The following is a 22,348-nucleotide window of genomic DNA, read 5'->3' on the forward strand; positions in this document are numbered from 1 at the left end:
ATTGAGTGGTTTATGTGATTGAGTGGTTTATGTGGTTGGGTGATCTATGTATTCAGGGTTTAGCTCTTCTGCCTTATTTAGCATGAAAATGCTGCCATCTGCAAGCATTTTCATTATTTGTGCATGTTATTCAAAGAATATCATGTTAGTTTTTATGCTTTCCAGAATCTACTCGGAAACAGAAATCACTGTTTCGATGGAGATCTCCTGTGAAGCGATTTCAAATTAGGACGAATAGGCCGAAACTCCAGAAATTTGAATCGAGTTTTCTCTGCTCAGGGTTACTCCTCTCCTACTGGTCTTTTCCAACAGTTCGATCAATTTGTCTAAATTTTCTCCTCCCTGCTGGGCCGAAAAATGAATCATTCTTGCTCTGGGGTTTAATTTGCGCAGGAAAAGGCAGATTTCCAGGAGTTCTTCACGATTATTTATAAGTTCTACTTTATTGATGCCCAGGATCTCAGCCTCACCTATCTGATTTATCATGAAATTCTGCAGCTCGCCCGTCTTCTGACTCAGGCGGCTGGCATCCACAAGATTCACTATCGGGGCAAAAGTTATTCCCGGGATTCCCATATTCTCAATATTTCTTTTTATTTGTCCAGGGGGAGTTATTCCTGTGGGTTCTATTATAATAGTGTCTGGGTTGTAAGATGCAATGAGATTTCTCAAGGTGTATTCCATGTTGATTTTCAGGGGACAGTAGACACAGTCACTTGTAATTTCCCTGGTTTCAACTTCCCCTTCCGAGATCGTGTCTCCATTGATCCCTGTTTCTCCTATCTCGTCAGCGATAACTGCCACTTTCTGTCCCTGTTTTCCCAAATGTTCAACAAGTTTTCTTATCAGTGTGGTTTTCCCGCTTTCCGAGAATCCTCCGATTAACATACATTTCATGCCTTTACACCTTCCATAAGTTAAGCAAGAGTCCGAATAACCCTCTGGTAGTGGCAATATCTTATAGGGTGTCTAAAATGGAGAGACACTGCCACCATCATTTAAAAACGTTTTTTCGGGGTTATCTCCAGAGGTCGTTATTCCTTTTGACTCTATAATTAAAGATTCTCTTAATTGTATATAGCTTAACCGACACTGTTTTTTTATTGAGGTTCAATATTTTCCCCTTTTAAAAATAAGCTTTTCCTGAAATTTCATACTGGTCTGAATTTTCCAACACATTACGTTTTCAATATTGCAAGGGGATAACAAAATTCTACCGGCTAGAAAAATAGAAGTCATTAAATATTGAAGGGTATTGAAAATTTGAAGGCTTGACTGCATATTTAATTATAGAAATCCAGAGTCCTTAGTATCCAGAGTTTTGAAAAACTCGATCCTGCTTACAGTCCATGGCATTAATATTCGTCAGTAAAAGAGCTTTCTTTTCAATATACTTTAAATATGATCTCCGCAATATACATTATATATTATCAAAAATTAAATACAATCCTCACAATATTAATTTAGTTCTGGTTGAAAATTATTTCCCGTTTTTAAGATGAGAGAGTTTTATCAATTGATACACGGATAATATGTCCCTGAGCAGGATTCCGAATAAGCAAGAATAAAATTTTCATTGCTTCTAATATTGATTAACGTGATAAGTATCATTGATATGAAACACTTTTTACTTTATCATCTTGACTAAAGGCTGAAACTATGTTGCCTCCATGATCGTGGTGGGTTTTAGGGCAAATTCTGGCGAATTTGTTTCGGCTTAGACAATATATGAGTAATTGGAAGCTGATAAACATGAGTTCACTTATAGACCTGATTTTTTTCTCTGAAAAAAGAAAAAATCTTCTTGTTCAGTTAGCTAACGGGCCGATGGATATTAACGAGATAAAAGAAGTTCTTCATGTAAACTCCTGTGCTCTAATGCCTCAAATTAAAAAACTGAAAGATATGGATATGATAGTGCAGAAGGGAAGTATCTACCAACTTTCGGATATAGGGTCAGTAATCGTTGAGAAAATGCTCCCTCTTAAAGCTGTTCTTGACGTTTTTGATGGAAACAAGGACTACTGGTCAAAGCATGACAGGTCTCCTATTCCCGAAAACCTGATTCAGAAAATTGATATGCTGGAAAAATGTAACTTGGACGAGCCTGATCTTGACCACCTTTTCGAATTTCCACAGTATTTGCGTGACAAACTAAATGGTTCAAAAACTATAAAATCCTTTTACTCTTATTTCTGTCCTGATTGCCCGTCGATCCATGCTGCCTGTGCGGAAAATGGGGCCGAAGTACACCTTATGCTCGATGAAAAAGTGTATAACAGATTTAAAAATGACTTTACAGAAGAATATAATGTGTTGCTTAAAAATAAAGTATCGCTTTATATATACTCCGGTAAAATAAGGCCCTCTTCCTTCATGGTTACAGATAATTTCTTTATGCTGAAACTTTTCGGAAAAGAAGGAGAATTCGATCACAAGAAGATCACGAGTTTTACTCCAAGTGCCCTGGAGTGGGGAAATGAACTGGCTCAGTATTATATAGACCGTTCCACGAAGATTAATTATAACGATGAAGGTTAAATGAACTACAAAGATCAGTTAAAACCGGAGATCAATTAAAAAATGTGAGGAAAAATTTCTTTTACTCACTAATTTCTTCTTCCTGATCACCATGCTTATGCTTTTCATGGTGTTCATGTTCATGGTGTTCATGTTCATGGTGTTCATGTTCATGGTGTTCATGTTCATGCTCGATTTTGTTTACTTTTATTTGCTTTCTCTCAAATACCTCATGTACCGAATTATTTACAGCAGCTTTAACAGCTTCCTCGTCAACGTTTGAGACCGCTGAAAGTATCTTGAGGGTAGGGGTAGCTCCTTCCTTTGATTTGATCACATCTTCCTGGGGCTCTTCATAATATATTGTAATGTTCTGTTTCACGGTTTCTGATCCATTGTCCAGGAAAAGCTTGATGTGCCCTATAAACTCGGGATTTAGTTGCAGCACCTTTGCTTTTATTGTGTTCATCAGTTCGGTTGTTAATTCCCTGGCAACCTCAGTACTCAGGCTTCCATTTTCAACCGCAAACTCTACAGAATAACTGCCTACTTTTGAGGCTTCAATTGAATTTTCGGTCTCCTGCGGTGCAGAAGGTGCAGCTTTAGAAGGTTTTATTTCTTCTGTTATCTCGGTCGGGGCTTCTTTGGATAGTTCTTCAAGATCAGGAAGCACTAATCGCATAAAATTCTCAAAGCTTTCACCTGTGTCTTTTCCTGAAAGCAGGACTACTCTGGATTTCGGATTCAGTTGCTGGACCGAGGCTTCAAGGATTGGAATTCGAATAGGTTCTATCAGGTCTATCTTATTTATCCCGAGAATTTCCGCATCAATAATCTGCCTCATAGCAAATTCTTTTACTTCTTTCATCAGGTACTTGAAACGGCTGCCGTCAATCAGGGTCACAAGAGGGGCGATTTTTACCTGCTCGCCAAGATTCATAAGTTCAATTTCTTTCTTTATTATATTCGGGAAGGCGATGCCTGTTGGTTCGATCATAAGGATGTCAGGCTTGTATTCATTTGCAAGATAAGTAACTGTTACCCTTAGTCCTACTTTCAGAGAACAGCAGATGCATCCATTTGTGATCTCTTTCGTATCGAACCCGAACTTTTTTATCACATCCCCATCAATTCCGACTTCCCCGATCTCGTTCACTATAATGGCAACTTTTTTCCCTTTCTCTGCCAGGTATTTGCCCATATTGATAATAGTGGTGGTTTTTCCGCTTCCCAGAAATCCCCCCACTACAATGACCTGCACGTTTTTTCCTCCCTTCGTATCTTCTTGCTTATTGTTTATTTTTTTCTTTATTCGTCTTTAATCTCAATAAGCTTACCCTTTTTTACTTTCCTGCGACTGTCAGATTTTCCCATTTAAATCTGTCATCAGGGCAGGCGTGCAGACAGCGCTGGCAATTTGCACCATCACAGAGGTCAGTTCTTATTTTTACAACTCCGTTTTCTTCCATTCTCAGGGCTCCGTTAGGACAGACCTTTACGCACTTATGACAGCCTTCACACCCCTCGATTACCATGGTAAGGTAAGTCCCGACCTTTTCCAGTACTTCCAGTCCTTCTTCTCCAAGTTCAGGAATATCCCTTTCAACCTGACGGTCAATTTTAAGAATAGAGGAAGGCTCACCAATCATGGGCAGTTTTTTCTTTTTCAGGAACTTTTGAAGCATCTTAAAAGCCATGCCCTCGTTCCAGTAAGCAAGCTCCAGCATATAAGCCTCCTTAAATGCATCGGAGGTTGCAAACATTACATGGGTGCCCACTATTTCCTTTGCAATTGTCTGCAGTTCCCAGAGCCTGTCTTCAGAGAGCAGAATTTCTCTGGCAACGGTCAGGGAGGTATTTCCAATCTGGGAAACATAATTCGCGTTGTAAGGGATCATTCCCACCTTATGGGCTTTTGCCGCGTCCATATAAGTGCCTGCAGCGCCTGACATGTGGGCTGTCTGTAGTTCTTCCATGTCTATGCCTGCAGCTGCACAGAGAGTAATATGCCCGGCCCGTAGTGCTCCTATGGCTCTCCCTGCTTCAATAAGATCTTTATTGGTAAATATGACCCCATCCTGAAGATGAAGAATGCCATCCGGGGTCTGAATCTTTGGCAGCACAATTAGTTTATTTCTCATAGCTGTCTCTATAAGGGCAATAACTCCAGTGCCTGTGATGCCTTTTGCAGTGAGCTCTCCCTTTTCCACTACCTCCCCGGTTTTAGGATTTACAAGGTCTCCCTTGATGGTATTCATATCCCGATCGAGTACATAGCAGCGTAGATTATTTCCCTCAAACTCCACGTCACAAATTGTGTGAGGGGAAGCAATGGACCCGCATTCTATCTCCTGACCTTCAAGGGCAGGACCTGCAGCAGCTGAACCTGTATATATAACGCCGTTTGCTTTAAGAGCCATTTCGGCATTTGTTCCGTAGTCCGTTGCAATCGCTATGTCATTACTCTCAATCATGCCAGCCTTTACAATAAGAGCAAGAGCATCGGCTCCAACTTCGTGTTTAATTGCCGGAGGCACAAATAGTTTGCAATTTGTAGCTTCTTCAAATCCCTCTATTTCGGCCAGGGGTATTATACGAGCATCCCTGTTTTGCTCTTCTATGTGATATTTTTGCTTTTTACGTTCTCCGGCGTATGCCAGGTCTTCAATTGGAATACCCTGGAATATAGAAAGCTGAATTGGGTTTCCGCAAATTGCAAATTTTTCCATTTCTGCCAGGTTTACTCCAAGTTCAGCAAGAATGTTTTTTACTGCGGTTGCCGAGAGCCCGTGGGCCTTGTCAAGTCCGTAGTGGATTGCAAAATCAAGATGATCCATTACGTTTGCTCCGGGCAGGGGATTTCTCAGTGTTATGACGGTTTTCTTAATCTCACCGGTTTCCAGGTCAATTTTCTGGGCCCTAAAACCGCTGGTTCCGAGGTCAATTGCAACTCCTATTCTCATATCTTAACCTCCTCCAAAAAAAAGTTTAAGATTTGTTAGCCAGTACGTTTTAGACATATTCTTAGTTTAATATATTTAAATAAGTATTATGTTGAATTAGATCTAAAGCTATTTAACTGAATTGTTTGTTCTGAACGGCTTTCCTCAGGTCATAGCCTATCAGAGTCTAGCTCTAGAGCTTTCACTCCTCTGCCAAAACTAAAAAAATATAACGTAGAACACAGTTCCAGCTATTCTAAAATCTTAGAACTCTGGAATGTGTCCTTAAAAAATAAAAAAATTTTTGTGCCTTTTCAGGCGTAGTACTCGTCTCTTGCTGCAACCAGGGCTTTGACGTTTTCGAGAGGAGTCATGGGTGCAATCCCACAGCCAGGTGCAAGCACATCTATGCCGCCTTCAAGAGCTACTTTTGCTTCAGCTTTTATCTTGTCAATAGGTCCAGGCAGTAGGGTAAAAGGACTGGAAATATTTCCTACTAATCTTGCTCTGTCTCCAATGACTTTCTTTCCTTCAGCTGCGTTACCGATCTTTTCTTCTACGCTGAGTCCTTCAAAACCGCAGTCTGCCATGTCGCTGAGGATCGCGTTAACCTTACCACAGATGTGGAGTACAGTCACGGAGTTAACGCTAGCGGAAAACTTCTGTAACCTTGACTGAAGGAACTGTCTAAATGTGTCAGGGCTCATGAGGTCAGGAGAGGCGACAGGGTCTGCAATAGCGATAACATCTGCGCCAGCTTCGACCATTGCGTTTGCATAGGCGATTGCAGCTTCTGTGGAGATATCAAGAGCCTGCTCGAAGAGGTCAGTTTTTTTAATGGACCATTTCATGAAGGATTTTACACTTATCAGGTCGGAAGCTAGTGTAACCGGGCCTTCCATACCTCCTATAATTGGCACGTCAGGTCCTACTTTTTCCCTGACAATTTTAATTGCTTCGAGTACGGCTGGAATTCTGTTTCTCTGCAGGAGATCTGCAGGGACGGCTGCACCATCGAGGTTTTTGGGGTAGGGGCTAGCTGTGACAGACGGCTGCCTGTTTTTGGTACCCATGTTGATTTCACAGCCCATTGCTTCACCAAGAACGGTAAGACAGTAGGGGAGCCTCACAGCTTCAAGTCCACTAAGTTCATAGTTAGCAATTGCTAGTTTTGCCATAAGTTCTGGATTAGTGTGAGCTTCAGGCCAGGCAGCTCCAACTTTGTCCATAAGTTCTACAATCCCGGTCTGGGTTACGGAGCAGACAGGTACTTTGTCAACGGGCTTGCCTTCAAGGGCAGCTAAGAGTCTCGTTTTAAGTGTAAATTCGCTCATAGTCATACCTTTTTAAGTTGTCTTGATTTATTTTTATTAGAATTTTATTGCCTACTTGACAATATTAGTGTTCAGACCTTTTAAATCCAAAAGGTTTCACGCCCCGGAATAGAAAATCCAGAGTTTTGAAACACAGTTAAAATCTTAGGTTTTGCCTGGGAACTCAAAAATAAATTCGAATCTCCCTTTCCACCTCGTCCAAGCGGAGATAGAAACCAGGGTACTAAAAATAATTCTCAGGCTCCTTTGATTACATTAGAGTACGGGCATTTTTTTTAGTTAACAACTTATAAAAGCTATTTGTCAAGAATATTTTTTTACCATATTTTTAATAAATAGGGTCATAAATTTCGATCTCGTTGTTCATCCTTTTATGGTAGCTAGGTTCTCCACTTTTTCACTTTACTTTGTTAATGGATCAAGTCTGATCTGATAACAAACCAAATGCAATTTTTCTCTACCTTATTTCCTCTTTTATTTGCTACCTCTCTCACTTTGGATTTCAAAATGTTTTTCAGAATCTATGTCAAGCTTCTTATTCTTGTATCGCATTAAATCACAATGGGGATTTCGATGGGGAAGAATCTGACTGGTGATAACAGCAAGATTTGTTCTCCCCAGGGGAACGAACATAGTATTCAACTTTCGGAGTTTTTTCAAAAGTTAAACGTTGACGAAAACGGGCTCAGCGATCAGGAAGCTGCCAATCGGCTCAAAGAATGTGGAGCCAATGTTCTTGAAGAAACAGGAAAAGAGAGCATAATAAATAAGTATCTCAGGCAGTTTCGGAATTTATTCTCGATCCTGTTAACTGTGGGATCGATTCTGTCTTTCATTGGAGAATACCTTGATCCAGGACAGGGAAACCTGTATATAGGAATTGCTCTTGCAGGCGTTGTAGTCATCAATGGGACCTTTACATTCATACAGGAGTACCAGGCTGAAAAAACAATGGAAAGCTTTCGTCAGCTTCTTCCCCCCCATGCCAGGGTCCTGAGGGAAGGAACGGTAAAGGATATTCTGGCATCGGAGCTTGTTGTAGGAGACGTCATCCTTCTTGAGGAAGGAGATAAGGTTCCTGCAGATGGGCGTTTGGTTGAAATTAATACTCTGAAAGTGGATAACTCGGCTATTACTGGCGAATCCGAGCCTCAGCTTCGGTCCCTTGAATGCACTCATCCAAATATGCTGGAGTGCAGGAATATGGTTTTTTCAGGGACTCTAATACAGAGCGGGAATGGAAAAGCTGTTATCTTTGCAACTGGACAAAATACTCAGATCGGAAGCCTTGCAACACTCACACAACAGACTTCAGGTGTGGATACTCCCATTCGAAGAGAAATAAATTATTTCATAAAAGTTATATCTACAATTGCGATTTCCCTGGGAATAGTCTTCTTTATGCTTGCTTTTCTTCTTCAGGATATTTTTCTTGCAAGCCTAATCTTTGCGATTGGAATTATTGTTGCCAATGTGCCCGAAGGGCTTTTGCCCACAGTCACTCTTGCCCTTAGCCTTGCTTCCAAGCGAATGGCCTCGCGGAATGCTCTTATAAAGCAGCTTGAGTCCGTAGAAACTCTGGGCTCGACAACGGTTATCTGTACGGATAAAACCGGTACCCTGACTCAGAATAAGATGGCAGTAAACTCTATCATGATCGGTTTTGAATGTCTCGTTCTCGAAAACCCTACCAGTACTAAAAAAACAACCACAGAACAGGGTATCATCGAAAGTACAAACAAAGAGGATGTAGAAAAACTTGTGGATTCAGAGGCAGAAGAATTCTGTGTTCTAACATAATCTGTATGGGATCCTGAAAAATTATCATCTGTTTTCATAAGAGTTGCAGGACTATGTAATAATGCAAAACTTCGCGAGTCTGCTCCGGGATATACTGGTGACCCAACTGAAGGTGCACTTCTCGTTTTTGCAAATGGTCTGGAAGATATCGGAAATCTCAAGAATGATTATCCGAGGCTGGAAGAATTTCCTTTTGATTCGCTTACGAAAAGAATGGAAGTTATCTGCCGCACTCCTGAAGGAAAACTTGAAGTCTATCTCAAGGGCGCCCCGGAAGTAGTTGTGAAAATGTGCAGTTCATCCCTGGATTCAGGAGGAGGAATCCGGAATCTGGATGAAACTGAGCAACAAGAGCTTCTTAACCGGCACCTGAGCCTTGCAAAAAAAGGAGAACGAATTATAGCCCTTGCGTACAGGCAGATAGAAGAACTAAGGGAATATACAGGGGACTTTATCTTTCTGGGATTTATAGGAATTGTAGATCCTCCACGCCCTGAAGCCAGAGAAGCTATAGCAAAGTGCCATACAGCCGGGATCAAGGTTGTCATGATCACAGGTGATCACCCTGTCACGGCAGAATCAATAGCAAAGGATGTAGGGCTTGCAAACTCAGGAAACCTTGAGATCATTACTGGAAACGAGCTGGCAACGCTATCACGCGCAGACCTTGCTTCAAGATTAAAAAATCCGAGCATCGTCTTTGCTCGCACTTCTCCTGTACAAAAACTAAAAATTGTGCAGCTTTTTCAAGCCGAAGGGGAGATAGTGACCATGACCGGAGATGGGGTCAATGACGCTCCTGCAATCAAGAATGCGGATATGGGTGTTGCTATGGGTAGTGGCACGGATGTGGCGCGCGAAGCTGCGGATATGGTTCTCCTTGATGATAATTTCGCTACGATTGTGAATGCTGTAGAGGAGGGCAGGACGGTTTTCGATAATATTAAAAAATTCATCGTATACATTCTTGCTAGCAATATTCCTGAGATCCTGCCTTTCATAGCCTTCGTCCTCTTTGCCCTGCCCCTTCCCATGCCTGTACAGCTTATCCTGGCAATCGACCTGGGCACGGATATGCTACCTGCGATTGCCTTGGGAAAAGAAAAAGGAGAAGGTGATATTATGAAAAGACCTCCCAGAGCGAGAGAAGAAAAGCTTTTGACTCCTCCTCTGCTTTTTACAGCTTACGCAGTAAAGGGCCCTGTAGAAGCTATTGCAGGCTTTTTCTGCTATTTTGCCGTCCTTTTTGAGGGGGGCTGGAGGTTTGGCGAGCAGCTTGCAAATAACAACCCCCTTTACATGCAGTCAATAACTGCCTTCTTTTCAGCAGTGATTATATGCCAGATTGCTAATGTTTTTGCTTCCCGAACTCGGTATCAGTCAGTCTTCTCAATGGGTTTATTTAGTAATCGTATGGTCCTGATAGGAATTGCAAGTGAAATCCTGATCCTGGCATTTATTATCTGGAATCCGTCGGCAAATCTTATTTTCAATACTTCTCCTCTTGACCTCAGATATTTGCTAATTGCTGTTCCTTTTGCGATTTTGTTGCTTGGAATCGATGAGTTAAGAAAATATCTGTTGAGAAGGAATGTAAGCTGGGTAACCAGATATCTTAAGTGGTAAATCAAAGTTATAAAAAGCGGGATTTACAATGAAAATTGTAATGTTGGTCAGGGTAGCAAACAGAAGTGAGTCATGGTTTTTTCTTCGTTTTACAAAGGCATGTCATCTCATTTCCTATATATTACCAACTATAATATATCTGAGCTCCATGCTCTGTATCTTTTTGTTAAATAATAAAGCACTAAAATTAGCATTATTTTGTGAATAATTGATTTTTAAACATTTTTTTCTATAAAAAACTCTAATACCTACTTGTAATTGTCATAGCGAATGTTATTGTCCTTTAATTTTGATTTAATAAAGCTAATTTTTTATGATTTATTGTAGAAAACTTTTATATAGATTCCAATTTAATTTCATCTGTCAGTATTATTACATTATAATGTTCCTTGCAGACCCGATCCATATCTTACCTCCGGTTTAATTAACCTGAAGCCTCAGCACCGAGCTTAAAATATGAACGTTAGTAGAAAGATCCTTGCTATTATCTATATCATCTTTGCTCTTCTCATTTCAGTTGTTATTTTTGCATCTCAGAGCATTCTCGGTTCCACTTTTTCCGACTTGCAGAAAAAAGAGGCAACTGACAACGTAGAAAAGATAGAGAACATGATCGACCTTCAGATCCTACAGCTTGAGAAGATTAATTCTGATCTCTCTTCAAGAGACGATGTCAGGAATTTAATGCTTAATCAGGGTCTTCAGAATCTCAGCAGTGGAACTCCACTCGGTGACATCTTTTCCATCAGTGGGTGTGATTTTATTTTTCTGGTAAATCATTCAGGGTATATTGTGTATTCTGAAATTTCGGATCCCGAGCCTTCTACTAGCGCTTCCACTCTTAATGTTTCTACTGTTACTGTTTCTACTGTTAATGCTTCTACTGTTAATGCTTCTACTGTTAATGCTTCCTATCTTCCCATAGTCCGTCAGAGAATTAATGACGGCAGTTTACTCTGTAAGGAAACTGAAACTTCTTTAAATGGTCTGTTTCTGCTGAAAAATGGTCCTGCAATAATCTCTAGCCAGCCTGTGTTCGCTGCACCGGATAATAACGAAAGCTCAGGTACAATCATTCTTGGTAAATATCTTGATTCGAGTTTTATCGAATCTGTTCAGGAAAGTACAGGAAGTACATTTGCACTTTATAGTTTTAACAATGCATCCTCGGATCTTCTTCAGGCTTTTTTTGAAAATCCTGGTCCGAATTTTACATATACGGTAACTGGAGAACACGTCATCTGTTATTCCGTGCTTGAGGATCTTTCTGGAAGCCCAGCTATTGTAATCCAGACTGACGCAGACAGCAGTATCTATGCCGAGGGTCAGAAGGCTCTCCGATACATAGTGTTTTTCCTTCTGTTCGCAGGTCTCACGATTGGGGCAAGTTGCAAGTTTCTTCTCGATAGGGAAGTTGTATCCCGAATAGTTGCAATTGATAATTTCGTGGAGAAAGTACGACTAAATGAAAATTTCTCCGAACGATTTCCCATGGATGGAGATGATGAGCTCTCAAGGCTGTCCGAGGGAATAAATCAGACTCTTGACCGCCTGAAAACTACTTCTAATGAATTTAAAGCCCAGGAACACGAAAAAAAGCTAATCCTTGATTCTCTCAGTGAACTGGTAGTCTTCATGGACTCCGACTTGAAAATAATCTGGCTAAATAAAGCAGCTCTTGATTACATGGGCATGAAAATGGATGACGTTATCGGGCAGCATTATCAAGATCTGTATATTTTATATAAAGAAAACCCGGGTAAATCTCCAGTACTGAAAGCACTGGAATCTGGGAACGAAGAGTTCGGGGAAGTAGTTACGCAGGATGGAAAGGTCTGGACGATCACTGCGATTCCTATAAAGAACGAAGACAGCAGAATAACCGGGATCCTGAAAACAGGGTTTGATATTACCGTACACAGGCGTTCGGAAGAAAAACTAATTCAGGCAAAACTGGAAGCTGAAGAAGCCAATAATTCCAAAAGTGAATTTCTTACAAATGTGAGCCATGAGTTGCGAACACCTTTGAATTCCATTATAGGCTTTTCGGATATTCTTCTTGATAAAGTTTTTGGAGATCTTAACGAAAAGCAGTTCCGATACATAAGCAATATCTCAACAAGTGGGAAACATTTGCTGGCACTTATAAATGATATCCTCGATCTCTCAAAAGTAGAAGCCGGAAAAATGGAACTTCACTACAGTGAATTTTCTATTGATTCTGTTTTTGAAGAAGTTAAAGCTGTTCTTTCTCCTCTTATACAGGTAAAATCTCTTGAAGTAACTTTTAATGTAGAATCCGACGTTACAACGCTCGAAGCCGATAGAGGTCGCCTAATTCAGATTCTTTACAACCTCGTAAGTAATGCAATAAAATTTACTCCAAATGGTGGAAAAGTCTCGGTATATTGCAAAGAAAGTGGAAATCGAGCTCTTATTTCAGTCATAGATACCGGTATAGGCATTTCTGCCGAAGACCAAGTAAAACTTTTCCAGCCCTTTACCCAGCTCGATGCCTCAACAGCCAAGCAATATTGCGGCACAGGGCTTGGTCTTGCTCTTGTGAAGAAAATCGTGAACTTGCATCAGGGAGATATCTGGGTTGAGAGCGATCCCGGGAAGGGCAGTAACTTTACCTTTTCACTTCCTCTCAGGAAACCGCTGGAGCTCAGGAAAGCCAGCAAGATTGGAATCGAAGATGTAATCCTAGAATTCGAGATGAGTAAAGCAGCAGCTCTTTCAGTAAAAGAAAATATAGAGAATTCGCAGGAAGAAGTAGAGCTGCCCGAAATCTGTCCCTCTGAAAAGGGAGATGTTAAGCAGGAACTTATTCTGGTCGTTGATGATGACAAAAGTTCCAGTGAACTTCTTTCCATTATCCTTAAGGATGCAGGATATAGTGTGGCTCTACTTTATAGTGGAAAAAGAGTTTTAGAGGTTGCAAAGAGCCTGAAACCTGATATTATTACTCTGGACGTCTTTCTGCCGGATACTAATGGTTGGCTTGTCTTGAGGCAGCTACAGAATGACCCTTATACGGCTTCTATACCTGTACTTATTATTTCCATGACCAATAATAACGAGCTTGGAATTACCCTCGGGGCAACTTACTCTTTTGCAAAGCCGGTAAAAAGAATTGAACTGGTAAACTCTCTCAGGGAAATTACTGGAAAGTTCCGGTTCGAATCTCCTAAAGTTCTTATAGTAGATGACGATGAAAATACTGTAGAACTACTGAGCTCGATGATTGAGCCCGAGGGCTTTGAGGTTATAAAAGCTTACAGCGGGAGAGAAGGCCTACAGAATCTTTTCTTAGAGCATCAACCCGATATTCTGATTCTTGACCTCATGATGCCGGGAATTAGCGGGTTTGATGTTATATCCAGTATGAGGGCCGATGTACGCACAAAAAATATTCCTCTTATTGTATGCACTTCTGGTGAGCTTACTGAGAAGAATCTCGAGGAACTGAACAGTGAGCTAAAAGGACATCTTATTTCTATTCTGAAGAAAGGCACTTTCGGAAGAAAAGAATTAATTAATAGAATAAAACAATTAACTATGCTGAAGAGGCGGAATGATGAAAAAAATCCTGATTGTCGAAGATAATCCCATGAACATGGAACTGATCCTGGACCTTCTGGAATTCTACGGACATAACATAACTAAAGCCGAGGATGGGGTAAAGGCCCTTGAACGCCTTGCTGAAACAAAATTCGACATTATCCTGCTGGATATGCAGCTTCCGAAGATGGACGGACTTGAGGTTCTCGATCAAATTAAGAAAAACCCTGCGACTGCAGATATCCCCGTGATAGCGGTTACTGCCCATGCTATGAAAGGCAGTGAAGAACATTTCATAGAAATGGGCTGTGTGGACTATGTCTCCAAACCTATAGATATTCACAAATTCAGGGCTCTGATAGATAAGTATCTGGGAGATGATTCATCTTAACCTCAGAAAGGTAGTTATAGTTTCTCCAGTTGTGTGGACCTGTCTTTATAGTATGAAAAGAGTTCTTCGCACCATTTCAGTGCACTCTCGTCAAAACTCATCAGGCGTTGATGGTCAAACTTTCCCTTCTTGTCGAAAAGCACAAGCGAGCAGAAACGCTCTGTCACTACGTCTTTCAGTGTTACGCTTTTTTCACAAGTGTAAATTTCAACATTTTTCGATTCCAGAAGAAACTTCAGATCCTCATAATAATCCTTTTTCATCCTGTCAAAAACGGGTTCTGTCAGGATAAGACATATCTCAGCCTCTTTTTGTGCAAGTTCCAGGTACATTTCAACGTGAAGAGGGTTGAAATATGAGAGAAACATCTTGACGTGTTTTGATTCCAGAAGGTTGCTTCTGAAATCTTCAGGAATTTCAAAAAGCCGGTTAAGGTCGGGCTCAAGCATGAAATAGTTCCCTAATTCATCAATCCTGTTAAGGAGATATTCGGGAATTGCAGTAAAGTCATGGCTTGTCCAGTAATCGTAATTTTCCTCAAAAACCCTTACGGTGTTCAGTAAAGGCTCCATCTTTTCGACTACTATCTCTCCAATCTCCGAGAGCTTGTAGGTATTCTTATCGTCTTGTACTATCAGGCGTCCTTCTTTTAGTTTTTTGATCTGGGGCATTATCGATGTTGAGTTGACGTTGAGGGCTGTTTTTATTTCGTCTCCAGTCTTTGGCCCTTCTTCTAGCAGGAGTAATACATCCTTCCTTTTTTCTGAAAGAAACGCCAGATCAATAAGTGATGTTTTCATTTTGTTCCATCTCCCCGGGAAAGTTTTATATCTAGAAGAGATATTCCTCCTTTATTTCTTTTCAGAAAGCAGTCTGAGTTAGTAAAAAATTCTTTCTTCCTCCAGAAGAACTTTGAAGGAGCTTCTCGCAACATTATTGCGCTACTTTTCAATTGATCCTTTATATTTTTTTCCAAAAAACCTTCTTTTTTCCCGTAGCTAATACATAACCCACATACTTTGAGGTTGATTTTTTTCGGAGGAGAATTTTTTTGCTTTTTTCCAGCCTTTTGAACCGGTATCGGATCTTTTTACTTAATAGGTAGTATTTCAGCATTTTCGAAATTGTGTCTATGAGGTACTCTACAAAGCTCCAGGTGCCCCCCATCGCTTCTACCATGTATTTTGTTTCCTGAAGGTACCGGATAGGTTTGCACATTCTTACATTAACATCTTTCAATCCTGCTTTTTCAAGTTCTTCTTTCCATTTTTCAGGTAACAACAGGGAAAACGGAAGTCCTGTTATTTCTCCAATTATTTTTTCGGCTTGAGCGATTTCTTTGGCGGCTTTGGCAGAAATCTCTTTTTCTCTATACATTTCGTTCATCCCCACATAAGCCCCCGACTTAAGAACCCTTGCGAATTCTTTGAAAGCTATTTCCCTGTCTAAAAACTGGGACACAAACTCTGTTATCACGGCATCGAAAGTCCCTGCTTCAAAGGGCAGGGCATGAGCATCTCCGACGATGAATTCTGCTTTGTCTGAAACTTCCTGTCTTTTTGCTCTTTTCTTTGCTTTCTCAATCGAAAGTTTTGCAATATCAATTCCTACTACCTCACAGCCGATTTCTCTGGCAAGGTAACAGGCAGAAAAACCGCTTCCACATCCAACCATCAGGACTTTTTTCTTAGAGTCAATCCTGCATAATTCAGCAAGTTTTTTGGTAGAGGTAAGGCCACCTACATGATAATAAGGTACTTCCAGATAACTCATAAAGTCGTAATATCCCAGAGCTTCAGCTTGTTTAACTGAAAGTTTTAGTTCTCTGTGTGGAATGTCTCTCTTGGCCTGCATGTCAAATCTGCCAGTTTCTGAAATAATTTAGTATTCCAAATTATATCAGTTTTCATTTTCCTTATTTTTTACCAGGGCAGATATCCCGCGTAGGATTTCTTTCGGAGAGGGAGGGTTTCCAGGGATTTTTATATCCACAGGCAGGATTTTGTCGACTCCACTGCCTATATGTAATATTTATGCCATAATTAGTCGGAGTTTAGGTCTAAAAAACAACTCCAATTAGAGCTCAAAAAGGGCTAATTTATATAGTGTTCTCTCTTACTTTACCTAGTATAAATAATTTTTAGGGTAGTCACTATGTTTCCTCCTACCAAGGCGAAATCGGGAAACAGAATTTTTGCAAAAGCTAATTGAGCTCCATTTACGAGACTTTTCAGTCTTGAAATCTCTGAGGTCTGGTGGTTGTAAGTCTGTTAAGTGAAAAATTTTTACTAAATATTGTATTTCTAACTTTATTTGTACTAAATATCGAATTTTTAGCTTTTTTTGTACTAAAAATTATATTTCCAGCTCTTTTATTTTTTCAAAACCCGATACAGCAGATGTACATATTGTTTTTCCACAATTTCGTCTCTTAAAAGTTCAAGCCGAGTACCACTTTTTTCCAGGGTCCTGAAAAGATTTGTTCCATTCTTCCCTACTATTTCAGGAGTGAGGATTAGGCTGATTTCTTCGACAAGTCCATGTTCGAGTAATATGCTGTTCAGAACTCCCCCGCTATCTGAAACTACAAGTTCAAAACCATATCTTTCGTTTGCAATTTTCAGTGCCTGTCTAATGTTTACACGGTCTGATCCAGTCTGGATGAAATCATAATTTCTTTCTTTGAGGTAATTTATATAAGCTTCAGGAGTCTTTTGTGAGACCAGAACGATAGCGTCTTTGCTGAACTCGGAACGCCTGAACACGTGCATTAACCCTTCAAGGATTCCCTTTGAGTCTGCAATCAGCCAGTATGCCCTGGGATCATCAGGCTGAATTTCAGGTTTCTTGAAGTCCGCTTCCTCTTCAGGCGGAATTTTTTCGCAGAAGAACTGGGTTCCGGTTTTTGCAGTGTTCGAGCCTACTATCATGGCATCTGGCAGATAACTGCTCAGGATTTTGTAATGAACTCCAATATTTGCTTCGAAGCCCGTAGTAGAGCCGTCGAGACTTATACTGTTGTGAATTATTACTTTTGGTATCATACTATCCCCTGGATTTTCCTTACTTATCCTATTTAACTCCCATTAACCCTTTTAATACTGAAAAATTACTTTTAAAAGCCAAATCAGCTTTTAATTACTTTAAAGTTTCTATAATATATCAAAGAAGTTATCTGTATAGGAATGTATTTAATTTTAATGCATACTATAGAATTTGAAAGCGTATCAAAGTCTTTTTCAGAAAAGACTATTCTCGAGGATATCTCGTTTTCAGTGAAGCAGGGCGAGATCTTCGGGCTTCTAGGGCCAAATGGGGCAGGAAAAACAACGCTTATAAGGCTTCTTCTTGATATTATCAGGCCGGACTCTGGGGAAATACTTGTCTTTGGGGATTTCCTGAGCCCTGCTGCAAAAAACAGAATTGGATACCTTCCTGAAGAACGGGGATTGTATAAGAAAACAAGACTTCTTGATATGCTGGTTTATCTTGCACAGCTTAAAGGCGTACCAGAAAAACAGGCTCATTTAAACGCTGAGTCCCTTCTCAAATCCCTAGAATTAGAGCAATATAAAAACAAAAAAGTTGAAGAACTTTCCAAGGGAATGCAGCAGAAAATCCAGTTCCTTTCCGCAATTATCCATGAACCTGAACTTTTAATCCTTGATGAACCCTTTTCCGGGCTTGACCCTGTAAATACGAAGACAGTTATGGCCAAAATCCTGGGACTCAGGGCAGCAGGAAAAACAATAATCCTTTCCACCCATATGATGGAACAGGCCCAGACACTTTGTGATAGGATCCTTATGCTTAACAAAGGCAAGAGAGTACTTTATGGCTCTGTAGATGATATCAGGAGGGAGCATGGAAAAAACTCTCTGATCGTAGAATTTGCAGAAAAAGGGGATTTGAATACAATTCGGGAAATTTCTGGCATAAAGAAAGTAATAGAACATGGAAAATCGGTTGAAATTTTCCCTGAAGATGAAATAAGCGTCCAGATCCTTCTTGAGGAGCTTGTCCAGAAAGCAAACCTCATACGTTTTGAAAAAAAGCTTCCTTCTCTGAATGAGATCTTTATTCAAACTCTGGAGAGTGCTTCCAATGAATAGTTTTTCCAAAAAAACCTTTATTGTTGCAAGGCATGAGTTCCTGAAAACAATAAAGCGTAAAGAATTTATTTTTATAACCTTCTTCTTTCCATTCCTGTTTGCAGGAATCAGTGTTCTCCCTGCAGTTATTTCGGGCATTAGCCCAACTGAAGGCCAGAGAGTGGGTTATATTGATATGACTGGCTCTTTCGAATTCCCAGAATCAATACATAGAGAAGGTTTTTCTCTAGAGCCCTCAGAGGTAAAAACCTCAGTTGTAGAATTTGTAATGTACAGTGACATTTCTGATGCAAGGCAAGCCTTACAGGCAGGACAGATTTCTTCCTACCTTGTTATTCATGAAGATTTTCTTAAAACCGGAACAATAGAACTGTATAGCTTTGAAAAAGAAGCATCTATGCAAAATTTTGGGTTGTCCGCTGGACTCTCTAATATCGTTATTACTTCCCTCCTTAAGGACAAAGTGGACGAGCTAACTCTCAACAGGGTCCGAGACCCGGTTAACATAAAGTTCTATAATGTGGGAGAGAGCGGAGAGTCTTCTGAACAGGGTATTAATGATATCTTTGCCAGCTTTGGTCTTCCTTTTCTTACAGCTTTTTTCCTCTTCTTCAGCATTTTTTCATCATCCGGCTTTCTGCTTCGCGGAGTTGCCGAAGAAAAAGAAAACAGGATAATAGAAATCCTGCTGTCTTCGGCAACTCCTTTTGAAATCCTTACAGGCAAGATCTTTGGCCTTGGCGCAGTCGGTCTTCTGCAGGTTTTAATCTGGCTTGTGGTAATAACGCTCGGGAGCGGGTATGCCCTTACTGTAAAAATCGAACCTACCACTCTCTTCCTTGCTGTCATTTATTTCATATTTGGTTTCCTCTTTTTTGCCAGTGTGATGGCAGGAATTGGGGCTGTCACCAGTTCCCTTCAGGAGAGCCAGCAGATTGCAGGAATTTTTACGTTTGTCGCCGCATTTCCACTCATATTTATGCAAATGATCGTTACAAGCCCAGACAGCTTATTTTCAGTCTTTCTTTCTCTCTTTCCTATTAGTTCGCCTGTAGCCATGCTTGCCAGGATGGGAACTACGTCTGTGCCTCTTTATCAGATTCTTGCCAGTATCTTCATTCTGTTGATTTCGGTTTATGTTGTGATCTTACTTTCCAGCCGGCTTTTCAGGACTTATCTGCTCATGTACGGGAAAAGACCGAAAGTAAAGGAAATCTGGAAGAATATCTGGACGGAATCCAGATCGATGAACAAAGGAGCCTAATGCCAAATATAATAACTGATCAAATAAACTATAGTTTTATCGACACGATTTTATAATATTGGGCATATAGTATAAATTGGTTCATAAGGGAGTAGCTGTGAAATGAAGGGAAATACCGGGCAGCTTCAAAACTGATCCAGTAATAAACTTCATTGACATAGAATAAACCTTGTGGACCACCTAACTGATTTTAATTCAACTTTTGTTCAATGCCTAAGTTTTGTGAATCCTGAATCTACGCATAGATCCTTTTTTCAGTCTTCCTTTTCTATCCTCCGCTGTTTTATCCACTATTTTTTACTTCTGCTGTGAGTCCAGCAGTCTCTCGATTTCTACGGCGATTTTGTTCTTTGCCCTGGGTATTCTTGAATATCTCCTGCGCTAATGCAAGTGTTGTAATTCTTTACATGGGAAACTGGGTTGGGGGGATGACTCAAGGAAGCCCCTAAGTCTTTAAGCTTAGGGGTGTTCACGAGAGCTCTGCTTGAATGCAGACTGGAGCGATATAGTTTACCACCTGGAGAGCAATGCTCTCAAGGAAGTTTCGGATATCCCAAGGAATCTTATCAAGCGTATGGGAAGCGAAATTCAGGCTGCCCACAATCTCTCCTCTATAGTTGAGTGGAATTATGGCAATGGATTTTATTCCTTCCTTCTTCATCGCGTCAACCGTTGTATCTGAGTAGAATTCCAGTGAGTATATGGGCTTTCCAATCAAAATTTGCCGTGCCTCCAGAGAATCTGCCTTATATCTGGAAGCTTTTTCTCTAAACTCAGGGGAAGTTTCCCTATATGCAACCAGGTTTAGTTGATCCAGGAGTTCGTCCTTGAGGTATATAACCCCTGCATCGAGTCCGTTTATTTGAAGGCAGGAATCAAGAACTCGGGAGAGTATTGTCTGGAGATTCCAGGTAGTACTCAGTTCCTTTCCGAGTTCTCGCTGGATCTCAAGCATTTTCTGGGCTTCTTTTCTTTCAGTAATATCAACTACAAGGCCCTGGAAATGAGTTGCTTTTCCTTCCTCATCTCTTTGGATAAAGGTTTTCTCTTCTACCCAGAGCGTTTTTCTATCTCCCGTTAAAATTCTATATTCAACGTCGAAATAGTCCTTTTTCTCTGCAATGTTGCGTTTGAGAGTTTCAATAACTGAGCCTCTATCATCTTTATGAATAATGCTTTTGTAAGGGACTTTTCCTGACGTAAAATCTTCTACTCTATATCCGAACTTAGTTACGTTTTCTGAAACGTACACCGTTGGCAGGTTTTCTTTGTTTTCCCACAAAAAAGCCACTGCCTGGCTGTTATTGATTATAGTTCTCAAAAGTTTCTGAGTCTCTAAAGACTTCCTGAGAGCTTCTTCGTTTTCTTTTCTCTCAGTTACGTCCAGTACAAGCCCTTGAAAGTGAGTCACTTCTCCTTCAGGACTCCGCTGGATAAATGTCCTTTCATTCACCCAGCGGATGTCCCCTACTTTTGTAAAGATTCTATACTCTATATTGAAGTCGACTTCACCTCTTCGGATGCGCTCTTTAAGCGAATCCTCAACTCTCTTCAGGTCCTCAGGATGGATAATATCTCCATACAGGACTCTGCCTGAAATGAAGTCCTCCACTGTGTACCCAAACTGAACCACATTTTCAGAAACAAATTCAGAAGGCCATTTTTCTTCATTTTTCCAGAGAAATACCACTGCAGGACTGTTATTTACTACTGTCCTGATTATTTCCTGCATCTCAAGGACAGAAAGTAAATCCACAATTCCTATTACCGCAATAACCTTCCCGTCCTCTGAGAATATGGGAGAAACAACCACGTTCCTGCCCAGATACGTGCCTTTCTTTGGCACTCCACGTATGGTCTTTCCGGTCCTGAGCACCTCTTCGAGTACAGGGCCTGTATAATTTCTGTCAAGGATTTTACCTTTCTCCAGGCGAAGTCCCTTTCGTTTGAGGCTGCGGATAGTGGTTGGAAGTCCAACAAGAGAGTGTACCGCGACCGCTATAAACTCAAGTTCATCAGATCCTGCATCTTCAGATATTAAAGAAGTAATTCTTTCACCCCCCAGAGATCCTGAAAATTCTTAAAAGTAAAAAGGTCGAAGAGTTTTCAGCAAGAAGAAACTAAGAGCTGAACCCTTTATATGCTCTTTTGTTTCTCATTTTATACAGTTTTAGTAGTTATATTTATTCAGCTCTTCGTTGTTTTATGTGGATATCTTCGCAATGTCTTCATAAAAACCAATGTGGTCTCGAATTGAAAATCATCTTATCCATAGGGAATGGCGAAGAGCCAATTACACTTTATTTTATTCTTAATTTATATAATTATAATTTTCCTCGAATTTACATATGTTTTATCCCAAAATTATTTCGGGATAAGACAAAAAAATAGTAGTATTAATTAGAACTAGCTAAAATATTTTTATAGTCCTGAGCGGATTCGAACCGCTGTCCCGGGCTCCAAAGGCCCGAAGGATTGACCACTACCCTACAGGACTGCATGTTAAAGCTTTTACTTATAGATTAATTCTTGTACTTAATTTTTGTGCCAGATTGAGACTATTTTATGTAATTTTCCATAAATATTCCTTTCCTTTTTATTCTGCTTTTTAATAGTTTCTTGTTAAGACTTTATATAGCTTTATATTTTTCTATAATGTTCTTTTTTGGCTTTGAAATCTTTTCCATGAAACTATTTTTCGCTAACATGCCATTTTTCATATCATTAATTTAAAATAATTTCATGCGTCGTCGGTTAAGTGAGGAATCGTGAAAAATTGCGTCAATTTCCTCAAC

The 22,348-nt window shown here is 40.2% G+C and carries 15 protein-coding genes, 1 tRNA gene and 1 pseudogene; 7 read left to right on the forward strand and 10 right to left on the reverse strand.

The features are described 5' to 3' along the window. Positions 1-225: 225 nt before the first annotated feature. A complete protein-coding gene (locus A9239_RS02835; protein ID WP_052712945.1) occupies positions 226-897 on the reverse strand; it encodes a GTP-binding protein in 672 nt (223 codons plus the stop codon). A gap of 855 nt (positions 898-1,752) precedes the next feature. On the opposite strand from A9239_RS02835, the gene A9239_RS02840 reads away from it, so the two are divergent. Next, on the forward strand, positions 1,753-2,541 hold the full coding sequence (locus tag A9239_RS02840; RefSeq protein WP_230668968.1) for a winged helix-turn-helix domain-containing protein: 789 nt from the start codon (positions 1,753-1,755) through the stop codon (positions 2,539-2,541). Between the two features lie 61 nt (positions 2,542-2,602). Here A9239_RS02840 and A9239_RS02845 read toward each other — a convergent pair whose 3' ends face one another. The 3 genes from A9239_RS02845 to mtaA form a co-directional block, all read right to left on the reverse strand. Further along, the gene (locus A9239_RS02845) at positions 2,603-3,781 is read right to left on the reverse strand and encodes a GTP-binding protein (protein ID WP_048156520.1); all 1,179 of its coding nucleotides are present in this window, start codon (positions 3,779-3,781) and stop codon (positions 2,603-2,605) included. Between the two features lie 82 nt (positions 3,782-3,863). After that, the gene (locus A9239_RS02850) at positions 3,864-5,483 is read right to left on the reverse strand and encodes a methylamine methyltransferase corrinoid protein reductive activase (RefSeq protein ID WP_048122301.1); all 1,620 of its coding nucleotides are present in this window, start codon (positions 5,481-5,483) and stop codon (positions 3,864-3,866) included. Between the two features lie 293 nt (positions 5,484-5,776). Beyond that, positions 5,777-6,796 (reverse strand): methylcobamide:CoM methyltransferase MtaA, encoded by a 1,020-nt coding sequence (gene mtaA / locus A9239_RS02855; RefSeq protein ID WP_176722091.1) that lies wholly within the window; start codon positions 6,794-6,796, stop codon positions 5,777-5,779. A 573-nt stretch (positions 6,797-7,369) separates the two neighbouring features. On the opposite strand from mtaA, the pseudogene A9239_RS02860 reads away from it, so the two are divergent. The 3 genes and pseudogenes from A9239_RS02860 (at position 7,370) to A9239_RS02870 (ending at position 14,177) form a co-directional block, all read left to right on the forward strand. Beyond that, positions 7,370-10,222, forward strand: a pseudogene (locus A9239_RS02860) (cation-translocating P-type ATPase). 456 nt (positions 10,223-10,678) lie between these two features. Then, positions 10,679-13,831, forward strand: a complete 3,153-nt coding sequence (locus A9239_RS02865) for a response regulator (protein ID WP_048122296.1) — start codon at positions 10,679-10,681, stop codon at positions 13,829-13,831. Beyond that, positions 13,803-14,177 (forward strand): response regulator, encoded by a 375-nt coding sequence (locus A9239_RS02870; protein ID WP_048122294.1) that lies wholly within the window; start codon positions 13,803-13,805, stop codon positions 14,175-14,177. The genes A9239_RS02865 and A9239_RS02870 overlap by 29 nt, the downstream gene beginning before the upstream one ends. Positions 14,178-14,191: 14 nt before the next feature. Here the strand turns inward: A9239_RS02870 and A9239_RS02875 are convergent, their stop codons facing one another. The 4 genes from A9239_RS02875 to A9239_RS02890 form a co-directional block, all read right to left on the reverse strand. Then, positions 14,192-14,977, reverse strand: coding sequence for a winged helix-turn-helix domain-containing protein (locus A9239_RS02875; protein WP_048122293.1), 786 nt, complete (start codon positions 14,975-14,977; stop codon positions 14,192-14,194). Next, positions 14,974-15,153 (reverse strand): hypothetical protein, encoded by a 180-nt coding sequence (locus tag A9239_RS02880; RefSeq protein WP_048122292.1) that lies wholly within the window; start codon positions 15,151-15,153, stop codon positions 14,974-14,976. Before A9239_RS02880 ends, A9239_RS02875 begins: the two co-directional genes overlap by 4 nt. Continuing rightward, the gene (locus tag A9239_RS02885) at positions 15,138-16,031 is read right to left on the reverse strand and encodes a class I SAM-dependent methyltransferase (protein ID WP_080943721.1); all 894 of its coding nucleotides are present in this window, start codon (positions 16,029-16,031) and stop codon (positions 15,138-15,140) included. The genes A9239_RS02880 and A9239_RS02885 overlap by 16 nt, the downstream gene beginning before the upstream one ends. Before the next feature lie 518 nt (positions 16,032-16,549). Then, positions 16,550-17,221 (reverse strand): dihydrofolate reductase family protein, encoded by a 672-nt coding sequence (locus tag A9239_RS02890; RefSeq protein ID WP_048156517.1) that lies wholly within the window; start codon positions 17,219-17,221, stop codon positions 16,550-16,552. Between the two features lie 156 nt (positions 17,222-17,377). On the opposite strand from A9239_RS02890, the gene A9239_RS02895 reads away from it, so the two are divergent. Continuing rightward, complete coding sequence (locus A9239_RS02895; RefSeq protein WP_048156514.1) at positions 17,378-18,289, forward strand: ABC transporter ATP-binding protein; 912 nt, start codon at positions 17,378-17,380, stop codon at positions 18,287-18,289. Continuing rightward, positions 18,282-19,553: an ABC transporter permease gene (locus tag A9239_RS02900; RefSeq protein ID WP_230629025.1), complete on the forward strand. Its 1,272-nt coding sequence runs from the start codon at positions 18,282-18,284 to the stop codon at positions 19,551-19,553. Before A9239_RS02895 ends, A9239_RS02900 begins: the two co-directional genes overlap by 8 nt. A 469-nt stretch (positions 19,554-20,022) precedes the next feature. Here A9239_RS02900 and A9239_RS02905 read toward each other — a convergent pair whose 3' ends face one another. Then, positions 20,023-21,555 carry a PAS domain-containing protein gene (locus tag A9239_RS02905; protein ID WP_255361890.1) on the reverse strand — a complete coding sequence of 511 codons (1,533 nt, stop codon included), beginning with the start codon at positions 21,553-21,555 and terminating at the stop codon, positions 20,023-20,025. On the opposite strand from A9239_RS02905, the gene A9239_RS20075 reads away from it, so the two are divergent. After that, a complete protein-coding gene (locus tag A9239_RS20075; protein WP_255361888.1) occupies positions 21,515-21,637 on the forward strand; it encodes a hypothetical protein in 123 nt (40 codons plus the stop codon). The two genes, A9239_RS02905 and A9239_RS20075, sit on opposite strands and share 41 nt — an antisense overlap. Before the next feature lie 340 nt (positions 21,638-21,977). Here the strand turns inward: A9239_RS20075 and A9239_RS02910 are convergent. Continuing rightward, positions 21,978-22,050, reverse strand: a tRNA-Gln gene (locus A9239_RS02910). Positions 22,051-22,348 lie beyond the last annotated feature (298 nt).

Origin of the sequence: Methanosarcina sp. A14, assembly GCF_001729375.1 — an archaeon.
Classification (GTDB): Archaea; Halobacteriota; Methanosarcinia; order Methanosarcinales; family Methanosarcinaceae; genus Methanosarcina; species Methanosarcina barkeri.